This window comes from Streptomyces griseosporeus (assembly GCF_014656055.1).
GTDB lineage: Bacteria > Actinomycetota > Actinomycetes > Streptomycetales > Streptomycetaceae > Streptomyces > Streptomyces griseosporeus.
This window is the reverse complement of sequence record NZ_BNBR01000005.1, coordinates 371,702-391,623: the sequence shown is the minus strand read 5'-3', so window position 1 is coordinate 391,623 and position 19,922 is coordinate 371,702. Positions and strand designations below refer to the sequence as shown.

Here is a 19,922-nt window from a genome sequence, read left to right as displayed (position 1 = left end):
TCGGCACCACCCAATTTCCGCCGCCGGCAGGGGAGTTCGGCACCCTTACGGGTTCACCCTTCTGAACAGCAATCACGTACACGTCTATTGACGCGTACACGGCACCACCCCTACCGTCACCGAAAACTGGCACCCGAAAGCGCTTTCCGAAGGGATTCCCATGGACGTGAGACCCGTCCTCACCACCGTCGGCCTTCTCGCCGGTACCCTCGTCGCCCTCTCCGGCACCAGCGCGCAGGCCGCGACCGCCCGGTACGAGGCGGAGAGCTCCCCCGCGGTGTGCAGCGGTGCCGTGGAGACCGAATGGGCCGGTTACTCCGGCAGCGGCTACTGCAACGGCGCCAACTCCACGAGCGGGTACGTGCAGTTCACGGTGAACGCGGCGAGCTCGGGCACCGCCACTCTGGACCTGAGGTTCGCCAACGGCACCACCACCGCGCGCCCCGCCTCCCTCGTCGTCAACGGCACGGCCGTGCAGACGCCGTCCTTCGAGGGCACCGGCGCGTGGACGACCTGGGCGACCAAGACGCTGTCCGTCAGTCTGAACGCCGGCAGCAACACGATCCGGCTCAGCCCGACGACCTCCGCGGGCCTGCCCAACGTCGACTACGCCGACGTGACGACGTCGGGCACCACCACCCCGCCCACCGCGAACGCCCTGTACGTGGCGCCGAACGGCACCGACGGCGCGGCCGGCACCCAGTCCGCGCCGACCACGCTCACCTCGGCCATCAGCCGGATCGCCCCCGGCGGCACGATCTACCTGCGGGGCGGGACGTACGCGTACTCGTCCACGGTCACCATCCCCGAGGGCAACAACGGCACGGCCGCCGCGCGCACCACGCTGTCCGCGTACCCGGGCGAGACGCCGGTGCTGAACTTCTCGGCGCAGACGGAGAGTCCCGCCAACCGCGGGCTCCAGGTCTTCGGCAACTACTGGCGGGTGTACGGCCTGGTCGTCGAGCGGGCCGGGGACAACGGCATCTACGTCGGCGGCAGCCACAACGTCATCGAGCGCACGGTCACCCGGTTCAACCGGGACACCGGCCTGCAGCTCGGCCGGATCGCCTCCACCACCCCGGCGAGCCAGTGGCCCTCGGACAACCTGATCCTGAGCGCCGAGTCGCACGACAACGCCGACTCCGACGGCGAGGACGCGGACGGCTTCGCGGCCAAGCTGACCACCGGCACCGGCAACGTGTTCCGCTATACCGTCTCGCACAACAACATCGACGACGGCTGGGACCTGTACACCAAGAGCGACACGGGCGCGATCGGCCCGGTGACCATCGAGTACGCGCTGTCGTACAACAACGGCACGCTGACGAACGGCACGGTCAACACCAACGGCGACCGCAACGGCTACAAGCTGGGCGGCGAGAGCATCCCGGTCGACCACGTCGTGCAGCACAGCATCGCCTACAAGAACGGCAAGCACGGCTTCACCTACAACAGCAACCCCGGCTCGATGAAGGTGACGAGCAACGTCGGCATCGACAACGCCCAGCGCAACTTCTCCTGGGACGCCGGGACGTCGGTGTTCCGCTCCAACACCTCGTGCCGTTTCACGGTCAGCGGCTCGAACGACAAGACCGTCGGTGACGCCGACGGCTCCAACCAGTTCTGGACCGGCACGAACGGCTCCCGCTGCTCCTCCTACTCCGGCGCGCTCGGCTGGTCGTTCGCCTCGGACGGCAAGCTGGTGGTGACGTTCGGCGGAAACGTGGTCAATCCGTAGCCAACCGACCTGTGCGGTGCCTGCCGGTGGCCCGGCCCCCCTTCAGTGGGGGCCGGGCCGCTGCGTAGGGTGCGGGGAATCTGTTGTTCCGTTCATGCCGTACAAGGAGTCGTGCCTTGGAAAACCCCCTCCGTACCCCCCTCACCCGTCGTGGTCTGCTGCGTGCCGGGGCCGGTGCCTCCCTCGCCGTGGTCGGTCTCGGTTACGGCGCCCAGAGCGCGGCGGCGGCGGTGAGCGAGACGGCGCGGTTCGACCTGTCGCAGCCCTCGTACGACCTGTTCCGCGACAAGTCGCTGCACAGCGTGCGGGTGCAGCAGAGCTTCGCCTTCGACTCGGTGAACAAGCGGCTGTTCGTGGCGGCGAAGCGGTCCGGCTCCGCCGAGGAGGCCGGTGACCTGTGCATCAGCCACCTGGACTTCCAGGGCAACTACATCTCGTACATGCACCTGAACGGCTTCGGCCACGGCGTCGCCTTCGGTGTCTCCCCCAGCGGCAGCAGCAGCTACCTGTGGGTGGAGGCCGACGCGAACGCCAACGGGTACGGCACCAAGCTGGCCCGCATCAAGTACGTGGCCGGCACGACGCTGGACTCCTCCGACGCGAGCATCGTGAAGTACGCGCCGATCGCCGGTGCCAGCGAGTACACCTGCTCGATCGACCCGGTGTACAACCGAATGATCGTCCGCTACCACATGAACGGCGCCAAGCACATCGCCGTCTACAACCTGGCGGACGCCAACGCCGGTGACTTCAGCAACCCGCTGGCGAACTTCCCGCAGCCGTCGATCTCCGGCACCGCGCAGGGCTACACGCTCTACGGCTCGTACATGTACTTCCTGACGGGCAACGCCTACTCCTCCACCAACCCGGACCCGGGCAACACCTACCTGTACAGCATCAACGTCAACACCGGTCAGATCGTGCAGGGCCCGACCCTGACCAAGGCCGGCTCGACGCTGGTGTACCGGGAGCCGGAGGGCCTGGCGATCTACCGCACGGACGCGGGCGAGTCCCGGCTGTTCCTGGGCTTCGCCAGCGGGGTGGAGGGCGACCGCCGCTCCAGCATCTTCTACAAGAACGACCTGGTCTGAGCCCTCCCCGGGATCCCTTCGCGACTACGCGCTGTCCCCGCGGCGCACCCGTATCTTCGACTGGCCGTGGGGGCGGCGCTCCCAGTCCTCCATGAACTCGGCGCGCAGGCCGTGCCGGCGGGCGAGGGCGAGAAGGGTCTCGGTGCGGTAGTAGAAGTCCTCGTTGAGGACGACGTGTTCCTCGCCCTCGGTGCGGTCGAAGGTGAAGTCGAAGAAGCCGTCCGGGGCGAGGATGCGGCCGACGTGGGCCAGGCACTGGTCGATGACGGCCGGCGGGGAGTGCGAGAAGACGCTGTGCGCGTGGACGACGTCGAAGTGCGCGTCGGGCAGGAAGTCGAAGGTCAGGTCGCCGGTGATGGTCAGGTGCGGCAGCTTGTCCTGGAGGCCGCGGTCGGCGAGCGTCTTCTTCGCGGCGATGAGGATGTCGGGCGAGATGTCGATGCCGTAGTAGTGGCCGGGCTCCAGGTGGTCGATGAACCGCCAGCCGCCGCGCAGGTTGCCGCAGCCGATGTCGAGCATGCGGTGCTCGGGCCGCAGCCCGTGCTCGATCAGGTAGTCGAACTGCATCTGCCCGAGGGCGAGCCACCGGTCGTGGGTGCGGCTGCCGACGGCGGCCTCCGGGTTGCGCCGGGTGTCGGAGGCCATCACCGCGCGGTAGTAGCCGACGTGGTCGGGGTGCTTCATCCGCAGGTAGGCGTCGCGTGCGGCGCGGCGGACGTAGGGGGCGACGCGGCCGGGGTGGCGCAGGGCGTAGCCGACCTTGTGGGTGAGGCTGGCGCGGTTGCTGCGCAGTTTCTTCGGTGAGCGGGCGTCTGCGGGCATGGCGGAGCGACCTCCGTACGGGTGTCTCGGGTTCAGGGTGACGCGTCAGACGCGGCGGCGCAGCAGCAGCACCGTGGCGAGGGTGAGCAGCAGCGCGAGGCCGCCGAGGAGCGCGGTGTCGGTCCACTGGAAGGACCACCAGTCACCGGCGGGGTTGGCCTCGTAGAAGCGGGCGACATAGCCGTGCCGTGCCATGCAGGCCTTCAGCTCGGCGCCCGACGGGTAGGGGCAGGACAGGACGTCGTCGCGCCGTCCGGTGGCGGTGATCAGGCCGTAGGTGCCGGTGGACCACTTCTCGCCCATGGGCGGCTTGGGGGCGATGCCCTGGCTGACGTACCGGTGCGGCGGGACGAACACGCGCGCCTTGTGGGTCCACTCCACGGCCAGTGTCACCACGGCCGTGACCAGCAGCGTCCAGCCCATCGCGGCCAGCACGCGGCGGGCGAGCAGGCCGGCCAGCGTGCCGGCGGCGAGGCCGAAGAGGGCGCCCGCGACCGTGCGCGGGCCGGAGCCGCTGAGCGCGGTGGTCTCGTACCAGAAGAGGCCGTACGAGTGGTCCGCGGCCGGTTCCCACCACCAGCGGAACAGCAGCGCGAGCAGCCCGGACAGCACGACGGCACAGCAGGCGGCGAGGGCGTACCGGGAGGCGAACCACTGGCCGCGGCTCACGCCCTGCGCGAGGACCGTGCGGTGGGTGCCCAGCTCCCGGTCGCGGCCGAGCAGCGGGGCGCCCCAGAAGACGCCGATGAGCACGGGCAGCGCGATGTTCAGCGCGCCCAGGTACTGCAATGGGGTGATGTCGAGGAACAGGGGCCCGTTCGCCCCGTCGGGCCAGCAGTACAGCGGCCCGGGTTCGCACGTGTCGAACAGGCCGGTGCGCAGCTCGTCGAGCATGCCGGAGCGGGAGTACGCGGCGATGGCGCAGGCGACGACGGCGAGCGCGGCGGCGCAGCCGACGAGGACGCGCTGCTGGCGCCAGGCCAGCCACAGGGAGCCCTTCACGCGGCGGCCTCCTCGGCGGCGGCGGTGGCACCGGCCGCCTGGAGGTGGGCGACGAGGACGGCCTCCAGGGAGGGCCGCTCCACGTGCCAGTCCCCGTCGACCGGGCCACGGGCCCGCACCAGGGCGGTGAGCTGGCGTCCGGCGGTCCGCTCGGTGACGACGGTGTGCCCGTCGAGGCTGCCGCGCAGATCGGCCCGCCCGGTGAGGAGCCGGTGCTCCTCGCGCAGGGTGTCGGCGTCTTCGCTGATCTCGACGCGTCCCTCGCGCAGCATCAGCACCCAGTCGCAGGTCTGCTCCAGCTCGGGCAGCACATGGGAGGAGAGCACGATGCTGGTGCCGCGCTCGGCGGCCTCGGTCATCAGCGCCGCCATGATCTCGCCGCGCACGACCGGGTCGAGGTCGGCCATCGGCTCGTCGAGCAGCAGCAGCTCGGGCCGCTTGCCGAGGGCGAGAGCGAGGGCGACGCGGGTGCGCTGCCCGGGCGACAGCTCCCCCACATGGGCGTCGAGTCCGATGCGCCCCTCCCGGACGACGGCCTCGGCCGCCGCCTGGTCCCAGACCGTGTTGAGCCGCCGCCCCATGAGCAGGGTGTCGGCCACGGTGAAGCGCGGGTAGAGCGGCTTGTCCTGGGTGAGCAGCGCGACCCGGGCGCGCGCCTCGGGCGTGCCCGGTACGGCGTCCAGCACCCGTATCTCCCCGGTGCGGGGCCGCAGCAGGCCCCCGGCCAGGTGGAGCAGGGTGCTCTTGCCGGCGCCGTTGCGTCCGACGAGGGCGGTGATCCGGCCCCTCGGCACGGTGAACCCGCAGTCCCGCAGGGCCCAGCCGCCGCGCGCCCGGTACCGGAATCCCAGTCCGGCGGCGCGCAGGGCGGCGGCAGGGGCGTCGGCCCCGGTCATGCGTCCTCCTGTTGCTGTTGCTCGTGGTGGTCGAGGGCCGCGGCGACCAGGGCGAGGATGTCCGCCCTCTCCAGTCCCGCGGCCCGCGCGCGGGCCGTCCAGTCGGCCAGGTCCGCGCGGAGCGTGTCGTCCTCGGCGGCCGGGCTGGCCAGCGAGCGCGTGACGAACGTCCCGAGCCCCCGGCGCAGTTCGACCAGTCCGGCCTGTTCCAGGTCCCGGTAGGCCCGCAGCACGGTGTTCGGGTTGATCGCGCAGGCGGCAACGACCTCCTTGGCCGTGGGCAGCTTGTCGCCGACCCGCAACGTGCCCATCCGCAGGGCCCGTTCGGTCTGCTCGACGATCTGCACATAGGCCGGGACGCCACTGCCACGGTCGATCCGGTACTCGACCACGTCACCTTCCATGGTTCCATTAATGAATTAGCACAAGCATGGAAGCGGGGGGTCGGGTTGTCAAACGGGAGAACAGCGGGGCTGGTGGTCGCGGTGGCCTGCACCGGGGCGGCGGTGGCCCAGCAACTGCTCCTGCTCGCCGGGTACGGAAGCCTCCTGCCGGGCTGGCAGCCCTGGCCGTTCCTGCTGCTCGCGGCGCCCGCGTGGTGGTGGGCGCGGGGCAGGTGGCGGCCGGTGGAACGGTCGGGTGTGGGCGTACGGCGGCTGGGGGCGATACCCGGGCCGGTGTACGGCATCGCCGTACTGGCGCTGGCGGCGGGCGTCTGGGCCTGGCTCCAGCCGTACGAGCCGTACATCGGCCACGAGGAGGCGGTGTACGCCGGCAAGGCCCGCGCCTGGGCCGACGGCACCCCGGCGGCCGGCTGGGGCACCTACCGCCCGCCCGGCCTGCCCGCCCTCGGCCGCGTCGCCCTCGCCGTCCACGACGACGTGGGCGCCCTGCGCGCGACGGGCCTGGTCCTGGTCCTGTTCACGCTGACGGTGACGTATCTGGTCGCGGCCCGCTGGACGACCCCGAGGCGGGGCGCGGTGGTGGCGCTGGTGGTCCTGTCGGGCCTCGGCTTCCTGCGCCGCGTGCCGGAGTTCCTCAACGACATCGGCGCGACCGGCCTGTTGCTGCTGGTGGTGTGGCTCCTGACGCGGGCGCAGGCAGTACGCCGGTCGTGGTCGCTGCCGCTCGCGGCGGGCGTGGCCGTGATGGCGTTCTACCTGCGGTACGGCGTGGTGGGGAACCTGGTCGCGATCGCGGCGGCGGCGGTCGTCGCCTACGGGCCGGGCGCGTGGTGGCGGGTACGGCGGCGGCTCGCGGCGGCCGGGCTGGTGCTGGCGGCCGGCCTGCTGCCGCACTTCGTGTACGCGACCGAGGTCACCGGCTCCCCGCTCGGCCTCGTCCTGTCGGCCACCGAGCAGGCCAACCGGGTCTACGTCGGTGACGGCCTGCTCTACTACCTGGCGATCTTCCCCTACCGGCTGGCCGGGGACCTGGGCGCGGTGCTGATGGTGGCGGGCCTGGTCCTGGCCGCGCGGGGGCGCGACGCCCGGCGCCGCTTCCTCGGCCTCGCGTCCGTGCTCGTCTTCGTCGTCCTCGGCCTGGCCACCGACGGCGAGCCGAGGTTCGTGTTCCTGCCGGTGGTCCTGCTGACCGTGCTCGGCGTGGAGGCGCTGGGCCGGTGGCGTACGGCGCTGGCGGCGGTGGCCGGGCTGGCGGTGCTGACCGTCGGCGGCACCGCACAGGTCGTGGCCCACGGGGCCATGCCGGATCCGGTACGGCAGAGCGCGTCGACGGTGCCGGTGGCGCGGGCGCTGGCCGGGGGCGACGGGCCCTGTCTGGTCGTCACCGGGTACGAGCCGGAGACGGGCTGGTACTCGGGGTGCGACGCGGTGACCTACGGGCAGTACCGGGGCGCGCCGGAGGGCACGCGGGTCACGCTGGTGCTCTACGAGCGGGGGCGGCTCCAGCCGGGCCGCGCGGAGCTGACCCGGCTGATCGGCCGCCACGAGCCGACCGTACGGAGGATGCCGACGGCCGGTTCGCTGGGCACGGCGACGCTGATCACCTGGCGGTGAGCGCGAGGAAGGCCGACCAGGTGGTGGGGGTCACGGTGAGGTGGGGGGCGTCGGGGGTCTTGGAGTCGCGGATGTGGATGGAGGTGGCTTGGGCGGCCATTTCGACGCAGTTCCCGCCCTCATCACCGCTGTAGCTCGACTTGCGCCAGTCGAAGGCGACTTCGACGCAGGCGCCGCCCTCGCTGCCGCTGTAGCTGGACTTGAACCACTCAAGTGCGGTGCCGCTCATCGCTCTCCCAGAAGACGGTCCAACAGGGCCCTTGTGTCCTCGGTGTTGAGGGCCTGCGTTCGCAGCATCGCATACTTCTGGGTCATCATCGCCACCTCGTCCGGGTCGGCGATCAGGGTGCTGCCCCGCTGGGTCTCGCTGTACGCGAGCCGCTGGTGCTCCGGCGTCTCCAACAGGATGAACGGCCCGTCCAGCCCGGCGTGCGAGGTACGACCCAGCGGCAGCACCTGGACCGTGACCCCTGGCAGCTCGGCGTACTCCCGGAGGTGCCGCACCTGCTCGACGTGCACCTCGTCCCCGCCCAGGCGGTCCCGCAGCGCGGCCTCCCAGATCACGAAGCTCGCAGACGGCGGCACCCTGCGGTGCAGGATGTCCCTGCGCTCGATGCGCGCCGCGACCAACTGCTCCGTCTCGTCCTCGTCGTAGACCGGCACTCGGCTCCGGAACACCGCTCGCGCGTACGCCTCCGTCTGGAGCAGGCCCGGGATGACCAGGCCCTCGTACCAGGAGATCGCGATGGCCTCCCGCTCCCGGTCCAGATACTCCTCCGCCCACATCGGGACCAGATCCACCTCCGGCATGTTCCGCACCGCCGCGCTCAACGCCCCTTTGGTGTCGAGCAGTTCGTCCAGCTGCTCGGCGAGGTCGGACTTCAGCGGCCGTCTGCCCTGCTCGATCGACGCGATCGTCTGCTCGCTGACGCAGAAGACCGCCCCGAGCGACCGCTGTGTGTACCCCTCCGCCTCGCGGAAGACGGCGAGCAGCGCGCCCACCATCTTCATCGCCGAGGCGTTCCTCCGTGCCCGTGACCGTCGGGTCGTCGTGGTGCTCATGCGGTCGAACTCCCCAGGCGCGCGCGTACGTTCACCCTCGTGCACCCGTACAAAGAAGCTGTACGAGTGCACGCACTGTCTCATGATGGGCACGGAGCGTGACTCTCGTCCCGTGAATGCCGAAACTCAACTCCCGTCCCCGCGCGAGCGCTTCTACCGTCGCGAACGCCGGTCCGTGCCGCGGGCGCGCGCGTTCGCCGGGGAGGCGCTGGACGACTGGGGCGTGGACGGGCGCAGGGCGGCCGACGTGCTGGTGTGCGTGAGCGAGCTGGCGACGAACGCGCTGCTGCACGGCGTACCGCCGGGCCGGGGCTTTCTGCTGCGGCTGCTGCCGTACGAGGGCGTGCTGCGGGTGGAGGTGCACGACAGCGGGGACGGGGTGCCCGCGATACCGGAGGAGGCGGGGGAGGCCGCCGAGGGCGGGCGGGGTCTGCTGCTGGTGGCGGCGCTGGCGGACAAGTGGGGCGTCGGGGAGCGGGACCCCGGAAAGGTGGTGTGGTGCGAGTTCGCGTGGCACGCGGCACGGCGACCCGTTTTCAGCATTTTGTCCGATTAGCATGCGTGGCGCCTCCCTGTTCTGAAAGGACGTCAGATGCCGCTCGTGCGCCACACCTCCCGCCACGACGCCACGCTCCGCCGAGCCGCGCCCCACCTCGCCCGCCGCCGGTTCCTCACCGTCACGGCCGCTGCCGCCGCGCTCGCCTTCACGACCAACCTGCCCGCGAAGGGGGCGATGGCCGCCCCGATGAAGAAGCCCAGACGGATCACCGAGGATCCGTTCACGCTCGGCGTGGCCTCGGGCGACCCGTTGCCGGACTCGGTGGTGCTGTGGACGCGGCTCGCGCCGAAGCCGCTGGAGGAGGGCGGCGGGCTCGGGGACGAGAGCGTGGCGGTGCTGTGGGAGCTGTCGCTGGACGAGAGCTTCGCGGCCCCGGTGCGCGCGGGGACCGCCATCGCCTTCCCCGACTACGGGCACAGCGTGCACATCGACGTGCAGGGGCTGACCCCGTCGACGGTGTTCTACTACCGGTTCCGGGTCGGGGCCTGGGTCAGCCCCGTCGGCCGTACCCGCACCGCGCCCGCCGCCGGGGCGGACACCAGCGGGCTGAAGCTGGCGGCCGTCGCCTGCCAGGCGTACCAGGACGGCTACTTCACCGCGCACCGGCACCTCGCCGCCGAGGACGTCGACATGGTCTTCCACCTGGGTGACTACATCTACGAGTACGCGGTGAACGAGGTCGGCGGGAAGCGCCAGTACACCGATGTGAAGCTGCCGGCGGCGCTCAACCACGAGACCATGACGCTGGCGGACTACCGGCTGCGGTACGCCCTCTACCGCAACGACGCCGACCTCCAGGCCGCGCATGCCGCGCACCCGTTCGTCGTGGCGTGGGACGACCACGAGACGGAGAACAACTACGCCGGCGACCACGACGAGAACGGCTCGCCGCCCGAGCAGTTCCTGATCCGGCGGGCCGCCGCCTACCGGGCGTACTGGGAGAACATGCCGCTGCGGGCCGCCCAGCTGCCGAGCGGTCCTGACGCCCAGCTCTACCGGCGGCTCATGTGGGGCAACCTCGCCCAGTTCGACATCCTCGACACCCGGCAGTACCGCGACGACCAGGCCTACGGGGACCGGCCGCACGTGCCGGGGCCGGAGAGCACCGACCCGGCCCGCACGATCACCGGCGACGCGCAGGAGCGCTGGCTGATCGACGGCTGGCGGTCGTCCACAGCCCTGTGGAACGTGATGCCGCAGCAGGTCTGCTTCGCCCAGCGCAAGTTCAACCTCAACGCCGACTCGACGGTCTCCATGGACGCCTGGGACGGCTACTCGGCGTCCCGGCAGCGGGTGATGGACGGGGCGAAGGAGGTGGGCCTGAAGAACTGGCTCGTCCTCACGGGTGACATGCACGTGGCGTACGCGTTCGACCTGAAGGAGAACTTCGACGACCCGGCCTCCAAGACGGTCGGCACCGAGCTGACGGCCACCTCCATCGCCAGCGGCGGGAACGGCACGGACAAGCCCAGCAACTGGGAGACCCAGATGAAGGCCAACCCGCACATGAAGTTCTACAACGGCCGCCGCGGCTACGTCCGCATCGAGCTGGGCCGCGACGCCACGCGGGCCGACTTCCGCACCGTCTCCGCCGTCACCACGCCCGGCGCGCCGGTCGGCACGGCCGCGTCCTTCGTCACCGAGGCGGGCGCGCCCGGCCTGAAACCCGCGTGACCTGGTCGGCGGCCCGCGTACTGCACATGCCGCCCCCGCCGTCCCCCATCGCGGGAAACCCCTCGCGGGAGTGAATCGGCGCACCTCGGCGCGGCTAGGCCTTGGGATCACGAAGGATCACCGTCCAGCCGAGGAGGCTCCCCCGCATGGCTCCCACCCCCACCACCAGACGCCGCGCCGCCCTGGTGGCCGCCGGTGCCCTCGTCCTCGCCGGCGCGCACGCCGCGGCGGCGGCCGAGCCCCGCCCGGCGGCCGGTCCCGCGCCGACCGCGGCGCAGACGCTCGGCGCGGACCGGCCCGCCCCCGATGTGCTGCGCGCCATGCAGCGCGACCTGAGGCTCACCGCCGCCGAGGCCGCGCAGCGCCTGGTCAACGAGGCCGAGGCGGGCACCCGCGCCGGCCTGCTGCGCAACGCCCTCGGCGAGCGGTTCGCCGGCGCCTGGGTGAGCGGGAAGACGGCCGCCGACCTCACCGTCGCCACCACCTCCGCCGACGACACCGCCGCCATCCGCGCCCAGGGCGCCAAGGCGAACGTGGTCGGCTCCTCGCTGAGCGTCCTCAAGGCCGTCAAGGCGAAACTGGACGCCGCCGCCATCCGCAACCGGAACCGGGCCGTCGCCCTGGACACCCCGGTCTGGTACGTCGACGTCCGCGGCAACCGCGTCGTCCTCCAGGGCACCAGCAAGGTGGCGGCCGACCGCTTCCTGAAGGCCGCCGGCGTCGACAAGGACCAGCGCGTCAGCGTCCAGGTGTCCGACGAGCGGCCGCGGGCCCTCGCCGACATCGTCGGCGGCGACGCCTACTACATCGACGGCTCCGCCCGCTGCTCCATCGGCTTCTCCGTCACCAAGGACGACAAGCAGGGCTTCGCCTCGGCCGGCCACTGCGGCAAGCCCGGCTCCAAGACGGCCGGGTCGAACATGGCCGACCAGGGCACCTTCCAGGCGTCCGTCTTCCCCGGCAAGGACATGTCCTGGGTCGCCGTCAACAGCGACTGGACCGCCACCCCGCAGGTCAAGGGCGAGGGCGGCAACCTCGTGCAGGTCAGCGGCTCCGTCCGGGCGCTGGTCGGCGCGTCGGTGTGCCGGTCCGGCTCCACCACCGGCTGGCACTGCGGCACCATCCAGCAGGAGAACGTCAGCGTCCGCTATGCCGAAGGCCAGGTCGACGGCCTGACCAAGACCGACGTGTGCGCCGAACCCGGCGACTCGGGCGGGCCGTACGTCTCCGGTGCCCAGGGGCAGGGCACGACCTCCGGCGGCTCCGGCGACTGCACCAGCGGCGGGACGACCTTCTTCCAGCCGCTCACCGCGACACTGAACGACCTCGGTCTCACCCTGAAGACCGCCACCGCCGACTCCACCGTCCCCGCGCCGGAGACCCACGCGCTGGACGCCTGGGTGAAGGGGCGCGTGTACGACGCCGGGGCGACCGTGACGTACGGGGAGGTCCGCTACCGGTGCCTCCAGGACCACCAGGCGCAGAGCGCGTGGTCCCCGGAGCTGACGCCGGCGCTGTGGCAGCGGCTGTGACCGTGCCCGGAGGCCAGTGCCGCACGCCGGGTCAGCCGTCGAAGAGCAGCGCGTACGCCGTCGCCACGAACGGGTCGCGGGCCCGGAACCGGCGGGTGCACACCGCCGCGACGGCGGTCCCGGTGTCGGGCCGGAACCCGAGGAACGCCTGCTGGCCCAGGGTGGCGCCGCTGTGGAAGTACATCGGCCCGCCGTCGGTGGGGTGCTGGAACCACGTCAGAGTGTGAACGTGCCGGTGGTCCAGGCCGCGGCGCAGCACGGGGACGCGCACGGCCCGCAGCGCCCCGGGCAGCGGCGTGGCCGCCGGGTCCAGGTGGGCTTCCAGGAAGGTGAGCAGGTCGTGCGGGGTGGCCCGGACGGCGCCCGCCGCCTGGAAGCCCCCGGGGTCGAACGGCTCGGTGGGGGCGTGGCCGTCCTTGGTGTGGCCGGTGGCGTCCCCGGGCGCCGTACCGGGGCGCAGGACGGTCGCGCCGAGGCCGAGCGGGCGCAGGACCTCGGCGGTGACCAGGTCCTCCCAGGGGGTGCCGGTCGCCGCGGCGAGGGCGTGGCCGAGGACGGCGACACCGAAGTTGGAGTAGTGCCAGCGGGTGCCGGGGCGGTGCCGGGGGCGGTGGCGCAGGAACGCGTCGACGACCCGGTCGGCGGGGTAGCGGGCGTAGGGGTGGGTGCGCCAGGCGGGCAGCGCGCGGGGGTAGAAGCCGGCGGGCAGGGCGGGCAGTCCGGCGGTGTGGGTGGCGAGGTGGGTCAGCGTCACCGGCGCGGTGCGGGCCGCCGCGGCCGCCCGGGCCGTCCTCCGTCCGGTCCGGGCGAGGCACGCGGCGGCGGACTCGGCGCCGGTCAGGACGCCGCGCTCGGTGAGCCGGGCCAGCAGCAGCCCGGTGAAGGTCTTGGTCGCCGAGCCGATCTCGTAGCGCAGGTTCTCGCGGGCCACGGCGGGAGCGGGGCCATGGCCGCCGCTGTGGACGATCCGCCGGCCGTGCCGGGACACGGCGAACACCGCGTCGGGCGCGTCGGCTCCCGTCACCGCCTCGGCCAGCCGCTCCCGCAGCGCGGCGTCGGCGGCGGGGGCGAGCAGCACGTCGGTGCGGGCGCTCATGAGGCGGCCGCCAGGTCGCTCAGGGACCGGGAGGTCGCCAGGGTGGAGGCGAACGCGGCGACGAGGGTGGGGTGGTAGACGATGTCGAACACCTCGTCCGGGTCGCCCGTCGGCATCTCCCGCACCGCGGGCATCGCCCCGTCGGGCTGCTGGGCCGCGGCGAAGGCCTGCCAGGCCTGCTCGTCGAGGGTGGGGCGGGGCAGGCAGGCGTCGACGACCAGCAGCTCGCCGAGCAGGTCCCAGCGCCTCAGGTCGGTCCAGTCGTCGATCCACACCGGCAGCCACGTCTCCAGATAGGCGGCGGCGTCGGCGGGCAGCCGGTCCGGGTGTTCGCCCCAGTCGGTGAGGTGGAAGACGGCGTGCGTGATGTCGTAGGCCGTGTGGCCCTCCACGGTCCACGGCTCGGGGGTGCGGGCCAGCCAGGTCCGGGCGTAGGACTCCGCCTCCGGCGGGCGGGGCGTCAGTCCGAAGCGGCGCTGGAACGCCGACATGCCGAGCCTGCGGGTGGCGGTAGTCTCGAAGGCGGCGCAGCTCAGCAGCCGGTGGTTCAGCGTGGCGGCCCGTTCGATCCCGGGCTGGCTGTATCCCAGCTCCCGGAACGGCAGGTACACCTCGAACGGCACCGGCGAGAAGGGCTCGGTGCGCTGTCCGCGCACCAGCATCAGGCCGCCGTCCAGGGTCTCGCGCCAGACGTGGTCGAGGAGCTGCCGGGCCAGGCGGGACTGCTGTGACCCGGCGACGCCCTCGCGGAAGAGCACCTTGCAGACCTGGGCGAGTTCGCCGATCGGTTTGAAGCGTTCCAGGAACCCGACCTCCGGGTCCACGTCCGTTTCCAGGCGGAAGCCGTCGCGGTGGGCCCACAGCCACTCGATGGCACGGACCCCGACGGTGTGCAGCAGGCGCGGGCCGGTCATGTGCGTGCTCCTTGCAGCACGGCGGCGAAGGCCGCCATCAGGGTGGAGTGGTAGGTCCAGGTGAACTCGGGCTCGTCGTCCGCCCCCGCGCGGATCTCCTCCTCCTCGGGGATCGCGCCGGAGGGGCAGCGGGCGGCGGCGATCCGCTCCCAGGCCGCCGCGAGGGTGCCCGGGTCGGGCGCGGCGTCCGGCGGGTCCGGGACGCTCGCCGCGACCGCGAGCAGCTCGCAGGTCAGGTCCCAGTGGCCGGCGTCCAGGCAGGTGTCCAGCCAGGGCGGCAGCCACAGGGTGAGGTGGGTGGCGAGATGCGGGGGGACGCCCGGTCCGCCGCGGCCCCAGTCGGTGAGGTGGAAGACGACGTGGGTCAGCGCGTACCCGGACAGGCGTTCGAAGGTCCAGGGTTCGGCGAGGCCGCCCAGCCAGGTGCGGTCCACCACCTCCGGCACGGACGCGCCGGTGTCCCGGCCGCAGTGCCGCTCGGCGAAGAGCACGCCGAGCCGCCGTGTCGGGACCTGCTCGACCAGCTGCCGGCCCCGGGCGCGGGCGACGGCCGAGGTCAGCTCGGCGAAGGCGTCGTTCCGCAGCCCGGCGGAGGCGAACGCCGCGTACACCTCCAGCGGGTACGTCGCGAAGGGCTCCCGGCGCTGCTGACGGACCAGCAGCTCGCCCTGGTCGGTCTGGTCCCAGGCGAAGGCGAGCAGGTCGGTCGCGCGGGCGTGCAGCGGGTCGGCGGGGTCGGTGTGCCGCAGGACCGTCGAGCAGACCTGGGCGAGTTCGCCGAGGGGTTTCCAGGTGGAGTTGACGGCTCCGGCCGCCTCCAGCGCCTCCGTGCCGAGCACGAAGCGCTTGCGGCGGGCGCCGAGCCAGGCGAGGGACGTGACGGCCACGTCACGGACGAGGTCCGGGGTCATACGGGGACTCCGGCGCGTATCAGGCGGGCCGCCCGCACCTGGAGGTCGACGACCGGGTCGGTGCCGCCCATGAGTTCCACGAAGTCGAGCCCGGAGCCCAGGCCGAGCGTCTCCGGGACGCCGTCCAGGACGGCGAGCCAGCGTCCGGCCCCGGCGGCCTGCCGCCAGTCACGGCGGCGTACCGCCCGGACGAAGCCGCGGCTGACGTCGACGACGCGGCGCTGGGCTCCCCGGGCGAGGGCGCAGTCCTCGCCGGGCACGGCGAGCGCGGCGAGGACCGCCAATCGGTGTGTCAGGGCCTGCCAGGAGGTCTCGTCGAGCCACCCGGCATCGGGTTCGGCGCCCGGTCCGCCGCCGGCCGGGCCGTACCGTACCCCGGCGGTGTGCAGGCCACGGGACATGCCCCAGTGGCTCCAGCGCACGGTCGGGGCGGCGTCGGCCGCCGGCGTGAAGGCGTCAACGGCCCTGCGGAGCAGCGTCACTTCGCGTTCCGCGGGTGGGGTGTGCAAGAGCACGTGCGGCAGGAGCAGGTCCGCTCCCAGCACCCGGACGGCGGCGATCAGGATGCCGTCCGGCGGCTCTTCCGGCGGGACCCCGCCGGGGAAGACGGCGGGGCCGCCGCCGCGGAGGGCGGCGGCCACACCGGAAGCGAGGTCCTGCACCACGCCCTGCAGAAGGGCCGAAGTACCTGACTGCTCCATGGGATGCTCCCGTCGGTCGCTCCGTCAGCCCTTCTTGGGCCGCGGGGTCGGCGGGGAGAGCAGCAGCGTGGTCGACCCGGACTGGAGGGCCAGCGCCGCGCACTGCCTGCTGTCGCGGTAGACGCCGTCGGGCTCGGCGGGGTCCAGCGCTTCTTCGAGATCGACTTCGCGCACTGCCGCGACTTCGTCGATCGTCCACTCCTTGGCGGTCATGTGCACCATCTCCCTGTGGTGGCTTGTCGGATCATCTGTCACTCAAGTTGCCACCCGCCACGGGAGTATGCACATATCGCCTAAATCAGTTTTTATCCCTTTTTCAACTTCAGAGGGACGCCGTGCCGCCGCAGCCACGGCAGGGGCGGCACCGCCGAGCCCAGGTACGGGGTGACACGGACCTCGAAGTGCAGATGCGGGCCGGTGGCGTTGCCCGTGGCGCCCGCCGTGCCGAGGCGCTGGCCCGCCTCGACCCGCTGACCGGGACGGACGTCGATCCGGGACAGGTGCGCGTACTGCGTGAAGTAGCCGTCGGCGTGCCGGACGAGGACCTGGTTGCCGTAGGCGTCACCGCAGGCGATGACGCGGACCGTGCCCGGTCCGACGGCCCGCACGGGGGTGCCCGCGCGGACCGCGAAGTCCTGGCCGGTGTGCCGCGAGCGCCAGCGCTCACCGCGCGCGGCCCAACCGGCGGTCAGCCGGTGCCCCTGGGCGGGCGACACCCAGCCCGCGGGGCGCTTGCGCGGCGGTTTACTGCGTCGTCCCAGGTCACAGCCGTCCGGACCGGCGGTGGCGAACCCCGGCTGGGCCTCCTCCAGCTCCCGCCACAGCCGGTCCCTGATGCCCTTCCGGCGCCGCTCGGCGGCCCGCAGCTCGGCGACGGCCCGCTCCACGTCGGCCTGGGTGACGCGGCCGGCACGCTCCCCGGCACCGGCCCCTTCCCCGGCCTTCGCCTCGGCCCGCAGCCGCTCCACCTCCCGCCGCAGCCGGTCCGCCCGGTCGCGGGCCTTCTCGTGCTCGGCGGTCCGCCGGGCCGCGTCCCGCAGCACCCGGTCGAACCGGTCGGCGTGAGGGGCGGGCGGCCGGCCGTCGTCCCGGACGGCGGGCGGGGCGGGCGCGGGAGCGTGCAGCGGAGGCGGGAGCAGGACGACCAGGAACGCGGTCGCCGCCACCAAGACGCCCCGCAGGAGGGCTCGTTCTCGTCGCATTGCCCGATGGTCGGCCCGTACGGCCGCCGACCCGCCGCGAACGGGCCGCGCACGTCGGCGCGTTCCTCCGTTCAGCGCAGTACGGCCCCCGCTTCCGCCGGATTTGAGCGGGGCTGCCCCGCCGACCAGGGGCAGCCCCGCTGTGCGCCGCCAGGGGGAGGCTCGGTGCCGGGTGCCTGCCACGACAGCCGTGGGGGGATTCCAGTGCACGGTGTCGGCACCCGGAACTGCTCGTCCCCCGGGCGGCACCACCAGGCTGCCCTGCCGGCCCGCTCCCGCGCATCACGGTCCGCGGAAGATCCGTACACGTACTCCCCGCCTGCCGGGCGACCCGGCTACCTACGTATGGCCCGCCCCGGCGGGGCCGGTGGGCGCCGGGATGTCCGTGCGGGACGTGATGCCGAGCTTGGCGAGGATGTGCTCCACGTGGGCGTCCACCGTGCGCTTGGAGATGACGAGGCGTTCGGCGACCTCCCGGTTGGACAGGCCCTGCGCGACCAGCGCCGCCACCTCCCGCTCGCGCCGCGTGAGGACGTCCACCGAGCGGACCGCGCCCTGCCGGGGCAGCACCGCGCGCTCCGGGGCCCGCCGCTCGCCGGGCACGTCCAGGTCGGCCTCCACCGCCTCCAGCACCTGACGGCCCGACATCCGCGCGCCCGCGTCCCGCCACCGCTCGAACTCCCCGGCGCCCAGCGCCGCCCGGACCGCCTTCTGCACCGCCTCCTGCTCCTCCAGCAGCCGCGGCAGCATCGCCACCGGGTCACCGCCCAGCCGGCGCGCGTGCTCGGCGTACCCGAGCAGCCAGCACGCCCGCACCCAGCGCTCCCGCCGCGCCTCGTACCAGGCGAGACCCAGACAGGCCAGCGCCGCCACCAGCACCTCGCCGATCTCCCCGGCGGCCCGCAGCGCCCGCCCGAACAGCTCCGCGCTCTCCTCGTGCTCCCCGGTCAGCGCCAGGATCATCCCCTGCACGGCGAGCGTGGAGGCGTACAACTGCCGCTCGCCCGTGCCCTCCAGATACGACAGCCCCGTCGCGCACAGCTCCAGCGCGCCGACGTGATCGCCGAGCACGGCCCGCAGCAGCGCCGCCTCGTAGTGGATGACACCGATGCCGAGGCCGTCGCGGGAGGCGACGATCCGCCGCCGGGCGTCCTCCAGCGCGGCCAGCCCCTCCTCGACGGCCCCGCCCAGCGCGGTCAGCGCGCCGAGGTAGGCCTCCGCGAACAGCTCCACCCGCCGCTCCCCGGCCCGCCGGGCCACCTGGTGCGCCTCCGGGAAACGCTCCATGGCGGTGTCCAGGTCGCCCGACCAGATGGCGAACACGCCCGTCATGAACAGGCCCCAGGCCCGCTCCGGGCAGTCCCCCGGGGTGCGCTCCAGCCCCTTGTCGATCCAGTACCGGCCCTCGGACAGGGTGCCCGCCGCCCGCCAGTACGGCCCGAGCCGCGCCGCCAGCCACAGCGCGTCCACCGCCCGCCCCTCGGTCGCGCAGCCGTACTCCAGCGCGGCCCGCACATCGGCCGCGTCCCGCCGGACCGCGCGGTGCAGGGCGACCTGGGAGGGGCCGGTGAACTCGTCCCAGAAACGGCCGACCAGCTCCTCGTAGTGGGCGAAGTGCCGGGCCAGGACGTCCGCCCGGTCGTCCGCCGGCGCCAGCCGGTCCGCGCCGTACTCGCGGATCGTGTCCAGCAGCCGGTAGCGGTCGCCCTGCTCGCCGATGCGCTGCACGACCGACTTGTCCACCAGCCCGATCAGCGCCTCCACCACCCGCTCCGCGGGTAACTCGCCGCCCGCGCACACCCGTTCGGCGGCCCGCAGGTCGAAGGGGCCCGCGAACGCGCTCAGCCGCGCCCACAGCAGCCGCTCCTGCGCGGTGCACAGGTCGTACGACCAGTCGATGGCGGTGCGCAGGGTCTGGTGCCGGGTCAGCGCGGTGCGCCGGCCGCCGGTCAGCACCTCGAAGCGGCGGTCCAGGCGGGCCACCAGCTCGGCCAGCGGCACCGCCCGCAGCCGCACCGCGGCCAGCTCCAGCGCGAGCGGGATCCCGTCGAGCCGGTCGACCAGGGCGAGGGTGCGCTCCCGGTCGTCGTCGCCCACCCCGAGGCCGCCGGTGACGGCCGCGGCCCGCTGCAGGAACAGGTCGACGGCGTCGTCGCGGGAGAGCGGGGCGATCGGCACGCAGTGCTCGCCGGGCACGTCCAGCGGCTGCCGGCTGGTGGCGAGGACGCTCAGGCCGGGCGCCTCGCGCAGCAGGATGTCGCAGAGCATCGCGCACGCGTCGACCAGGTGCTCACACGTGTCCAGCACGATCAGCAGGCGCCGCCCGCGCAGATGCTCCACCACCGCGTCCAGCGGGCTCATGCCGGACTGCTCGGGCAGCTCCAGCACCCCGGCCAGCACCGCCGGGACCAGCTCGGCGTCGTGCAGCGCCGACAGCTCCACAAGCCGCACCCCGTCGGTGAAGCGGCCCTGCGCCTCGGCGGCCGCCCGCAGCGCCGTACGGCTCTTGCCCACGCCGCCGGGGCCGACCAGGGTGACCAGCCGCGTCCCCGCCAGCGCCTCGCGGATCACGGCGAGTTCGCCCGCCCTGCCGACGAAGCTGGTCAGTTCCGCGGGCAGGTGACCGCCCCGCCGCTGCCCGAAGCCGAATCCCACGTTCCGCCCCCGTACGCCCTACGCACTCGACCATCACAGCGTAGGCATA

19 protein-coding genes are annotated in these 19,922 nt (G+C 73.2%); 6 read left to right on the top strand and 13 right to left on the bottom strand.

Features of this window, described 5'->3' with window-relative positions; translation table 11 throughout:
- Window positions 1-160: 160 nt before the first annotated feature.
- Both IE308_RS24835 and IE308_RS24830 read left to right on the top strand, forming a co-directional pair.
- Window positions 161-1,738: a right-handed parallel beta-helix repeat-containing protein gene (locus IE308_RS24835; protein ID WP_190219621.1), complete on the top strand. Its 1,578-nt coding sequence runs from the start codon at window positions 161-163 to the stop codon at window positions 1,736-1,738.
- A gap of 116 nt (window positions 1,739-1,854) precedes the next feature.
- Complete coding sequence (locus tag IE308_RS24830) at window positions 1,855-2,829, top strand: phage baseplate protein (protein WP_110629329.1); 975 nt, start codon at window positions 1,855-1,857, stop codon at window positions 2,827-2,829.
- Between the two features lie 24 nt (window positions 2,830-2,853).
- Here the strand turns inward: IE308_RS24830 and IE308_RS24825 are convergent, their stop codons facing one another.
- The 4 genes from IE308_RS24825 to IE308_RS24810 are packed head-to-tail and all read right to left on the bottom strand — an operon-like array spanning window position 2,854 to window position 5,953.
- The gene (locus tag IE308_RS24825) at window positions 2,854-3,651 is read right to left on the bottom strand and encodes a class I SAM-dependent methyltransferase (protein ID WP_190219620.1); all 798 of its coding nucleotides are present in this window, start codon (window positions 3,649-3,651) and stop codon (window positions 2,854-2,856) included.
- A gap of 45 nt (window positions 3,652-3,696) precedes the next feature.
- Complete coding sequence (locus tag IE308_RS24820) at window positions 3,697-4,653, bottom strand: ABC transporter permease (RefSeq protein ID WP_190219619.1); 957 nt, start codon at window positions 4,651-4,653, stop codon at window positions 3,697-3,699.
- The gene (locus tag IE308_RS24815; protein ID WP_190219618.1) at window positions 4,650-5,549 is read right to left on the bottom strand and encodes an ABC transporter ATP-binding protein; all 900 of its coding nucleotides are present in this window, start codon (window positions 5,547-5,549) and stop codon (window positions 4,650-4,652) included. The genes IE308_RS24820 and IE308_RS24815 overlap by 4 nt, the downstream gene beginning before the upstream one ends.
- Window positions 5,546-5,953, bottom strand: a complete 408-nt coding sequence (locus tag IE308_RS24810) for a GntR family transcriptional regulator (protein ID WP_110629325.1) — start codon at window positions 5,951-5,953, stop codon at window positions 5,546-5,548. The genes IE308_RS24815 and IE308_RS24810 overlap by 4 nt, the downstream gene beginning before the upstream one ends.
- Window positions 5,954-6,034: 81 nt before the next feature.
- Here IE308_RS24810 and IE308_RS24805 point away from each other — a divergent pair, with 81 nt between their 5' ends.
- Window positions 6,035-7,567, top strand: coding sequence for a glycosyltransferase (locus IE308_RS24805; RefSeq protein WP_190219617.1), 1,533 nt, complete (start codon window positions 6,035-6,037; stop codon window positions 7,565-7,567).
- On the opposite strand, the gene IE308_RS24800 is transcribed toward IE308_RS24805, so the two are convergent.
- Together IE308_RS24800 and IE308_RS24795 are read right to left on the bottom strand one after the other, a co-directional pair.
- Window positions 7,554-7,796: a DUF397 domain-containing protein gene (locus IE308_RS24800; protein ID WP_190219616.1), complete on the bottom strand. Its 243-nt coding sequence runs from the start codon at window positions 7,794-7,796 to the stop codon at window positions 7,554-7,556. The genes IE308_RS24805 and IE308_RS24800 overlap by 14 nt on opposite strands.
- A complete protein-coding gene (locus IE308_RS24795) occupies window positions 7,793-8,629 on the bottom strand; it encodes a helix-turn-helix domain-containing protein (protein WP_229909035.1) in 837 nt (278 codons plus the stop codon). The genes IE308_RS24800 and IE308_RS24795 overlap by 4 nt, the downstream gene beginning before the upstream one ends.
- A 112-nt stretch (window positions 8,630-8,741) precedes the next feature.
- Here IE308_RS24795 and IE308_RS24790 point away from each other — a divergent pair, with 112 nt between their 5' ends.
- The 3 genes from IE308_RS24790 to IE308_RS24780 all read left to right on the top strand — a co-directional run bounded on the left by IE308_RS24790 (window position 8,742) and on the right by IE308_RS24780 (window position 12,394).
- Window positions 8,742-9,185 carry an ATP-binding protein gene (locus tag IE308_RS24790; protein ID WP_229909034.1) on the top strand — a complete coding sequence of 148 codons (444 nt, stop codon included), beginning with the start codon at window positions 8,742-8,744 and terminating at the stop codon, window positions 9,183-9,185.
- Window positions 9,186-9,221: 36 nt separating this feature from the next.
- Complete coding sequence (locus tag IE308_RS24785) at window positions 9,222-10,862, top strand: alkaline phosphatase D family protein (protein ID WP_190219615.1); 1,641 nt, start codon at window positions 9,222-9,224, stop codon at window positions 10,860-10,862.
- A 146-nt stretch (window positions 10,863-11,008) separates the two neighbouring features.
- Window positions 11,009-12,394: a carbohydrate-binding protein gene (locus tag IE308_RS24780; protein ID WP_190219614.1), complete on the top strand. Its 1,386-nt coding sequence runs from the start codon at window positions 11,009-11,011 to the stop codon at window positions 12,392-12,394.
- A 31-nt stretch (window positions 12,395-12,425) separates the two neighbouring features.
- On the opposite strand, the gene IE308_RS24775 is transcribed toward IE308_RS24780, so the two are convergent.
- The 7 genes from IE308_RS24775 to IE308_RS24745 form a co-directional block, all read right to left on the bottom strand.
- A complete protein-coding gene (locus IE308_RS24775) occupies window positions 12,426-13,490 on the bottom strand; it encodes a serine hydrolase domain-containing protein (protein ID WP_190219613.1) in 1,065 nt (354 codons plus the stop codon).
- Window positions 13,487-14,404, bottom strand: coding sequence for a DUF6895 family protein (locus IE308_RS24770; protein WP_190219612.1), 918 nt, complete (start codon window positions 14,402-14,404; stop codon window positions 13,487-13,489). The genes IE308_RS24775 and IE308_RS24770 overlap by 4 nt, the downstream gene beginning before the upstream one ends.
- The gene (locus IE308_RS24765; protein WP_190219611.1) at window positions 14,401-15,315 is read right to left on the bottom strand and encodes a DUF6895 family protein; all 915 of its coding nucleotides are present in this window, start codon (window positions 15,313-15,315) and stop codon (window positions 14,401-14,403) included. The genes IE308_RS24770 and IE308_RS24765 overlap by 4 nt, the downstream gene beginning before the upstream one ends.
- A complete protein-coding gene (locus IE308_RS24760; RefSeq protein WP_190219610.1) occupies window positions 15,312-16,016 on the bottom strand; it encodes a hypothetical protein in 705 nt (234 codons plus the stop codon). Before IE308_RS24760 ends, IE308_RS24765 begins: the two co-directional genes overlap by 4 nt.
- A 24-nt stretch (window positions 16,017-16,040) precedes the next feature.
- Window positions 16,041-16,229: a hypothetical protein gene (locus IE308_RS24755; RefSeq protein WP_110636770.1), complete on the bottom strand. Its 189-nt coding sequence runs from the start codon at window positions 16,227-16,229 to the stop codon at window positions 16,041-16,043.
- A gap of 92 nt (window positions 16,230-16,321) precedes the next feature.
- A complete protein-coding gene (locus IE308_RS24750) occupies window positions 16,322-17,218 on the bottom strand; it encodes a M23 family metallopeptidase (RefSeq protein ID WP_190219609.1) in 897 nt (298 codons plus the stop codon).
- A gap of 339 nt (window positions 17,219-17,557) precedes the next feature.
- Window positions 17,558-19,873 carry an ATP-binding protein gene (locus IE308_RS24745; protein ID WP_190219608.1) on the bottom strand — a complete coding sequence of 772 codons (2,316 nt, stop codon included), beginning with the start codon at window positions 19,871-19,873 and terminating at the stop codon, window positions 17,558-17,560.
- Window positions 19,874-19,922 lie beyond the last annotated feature (49 nt).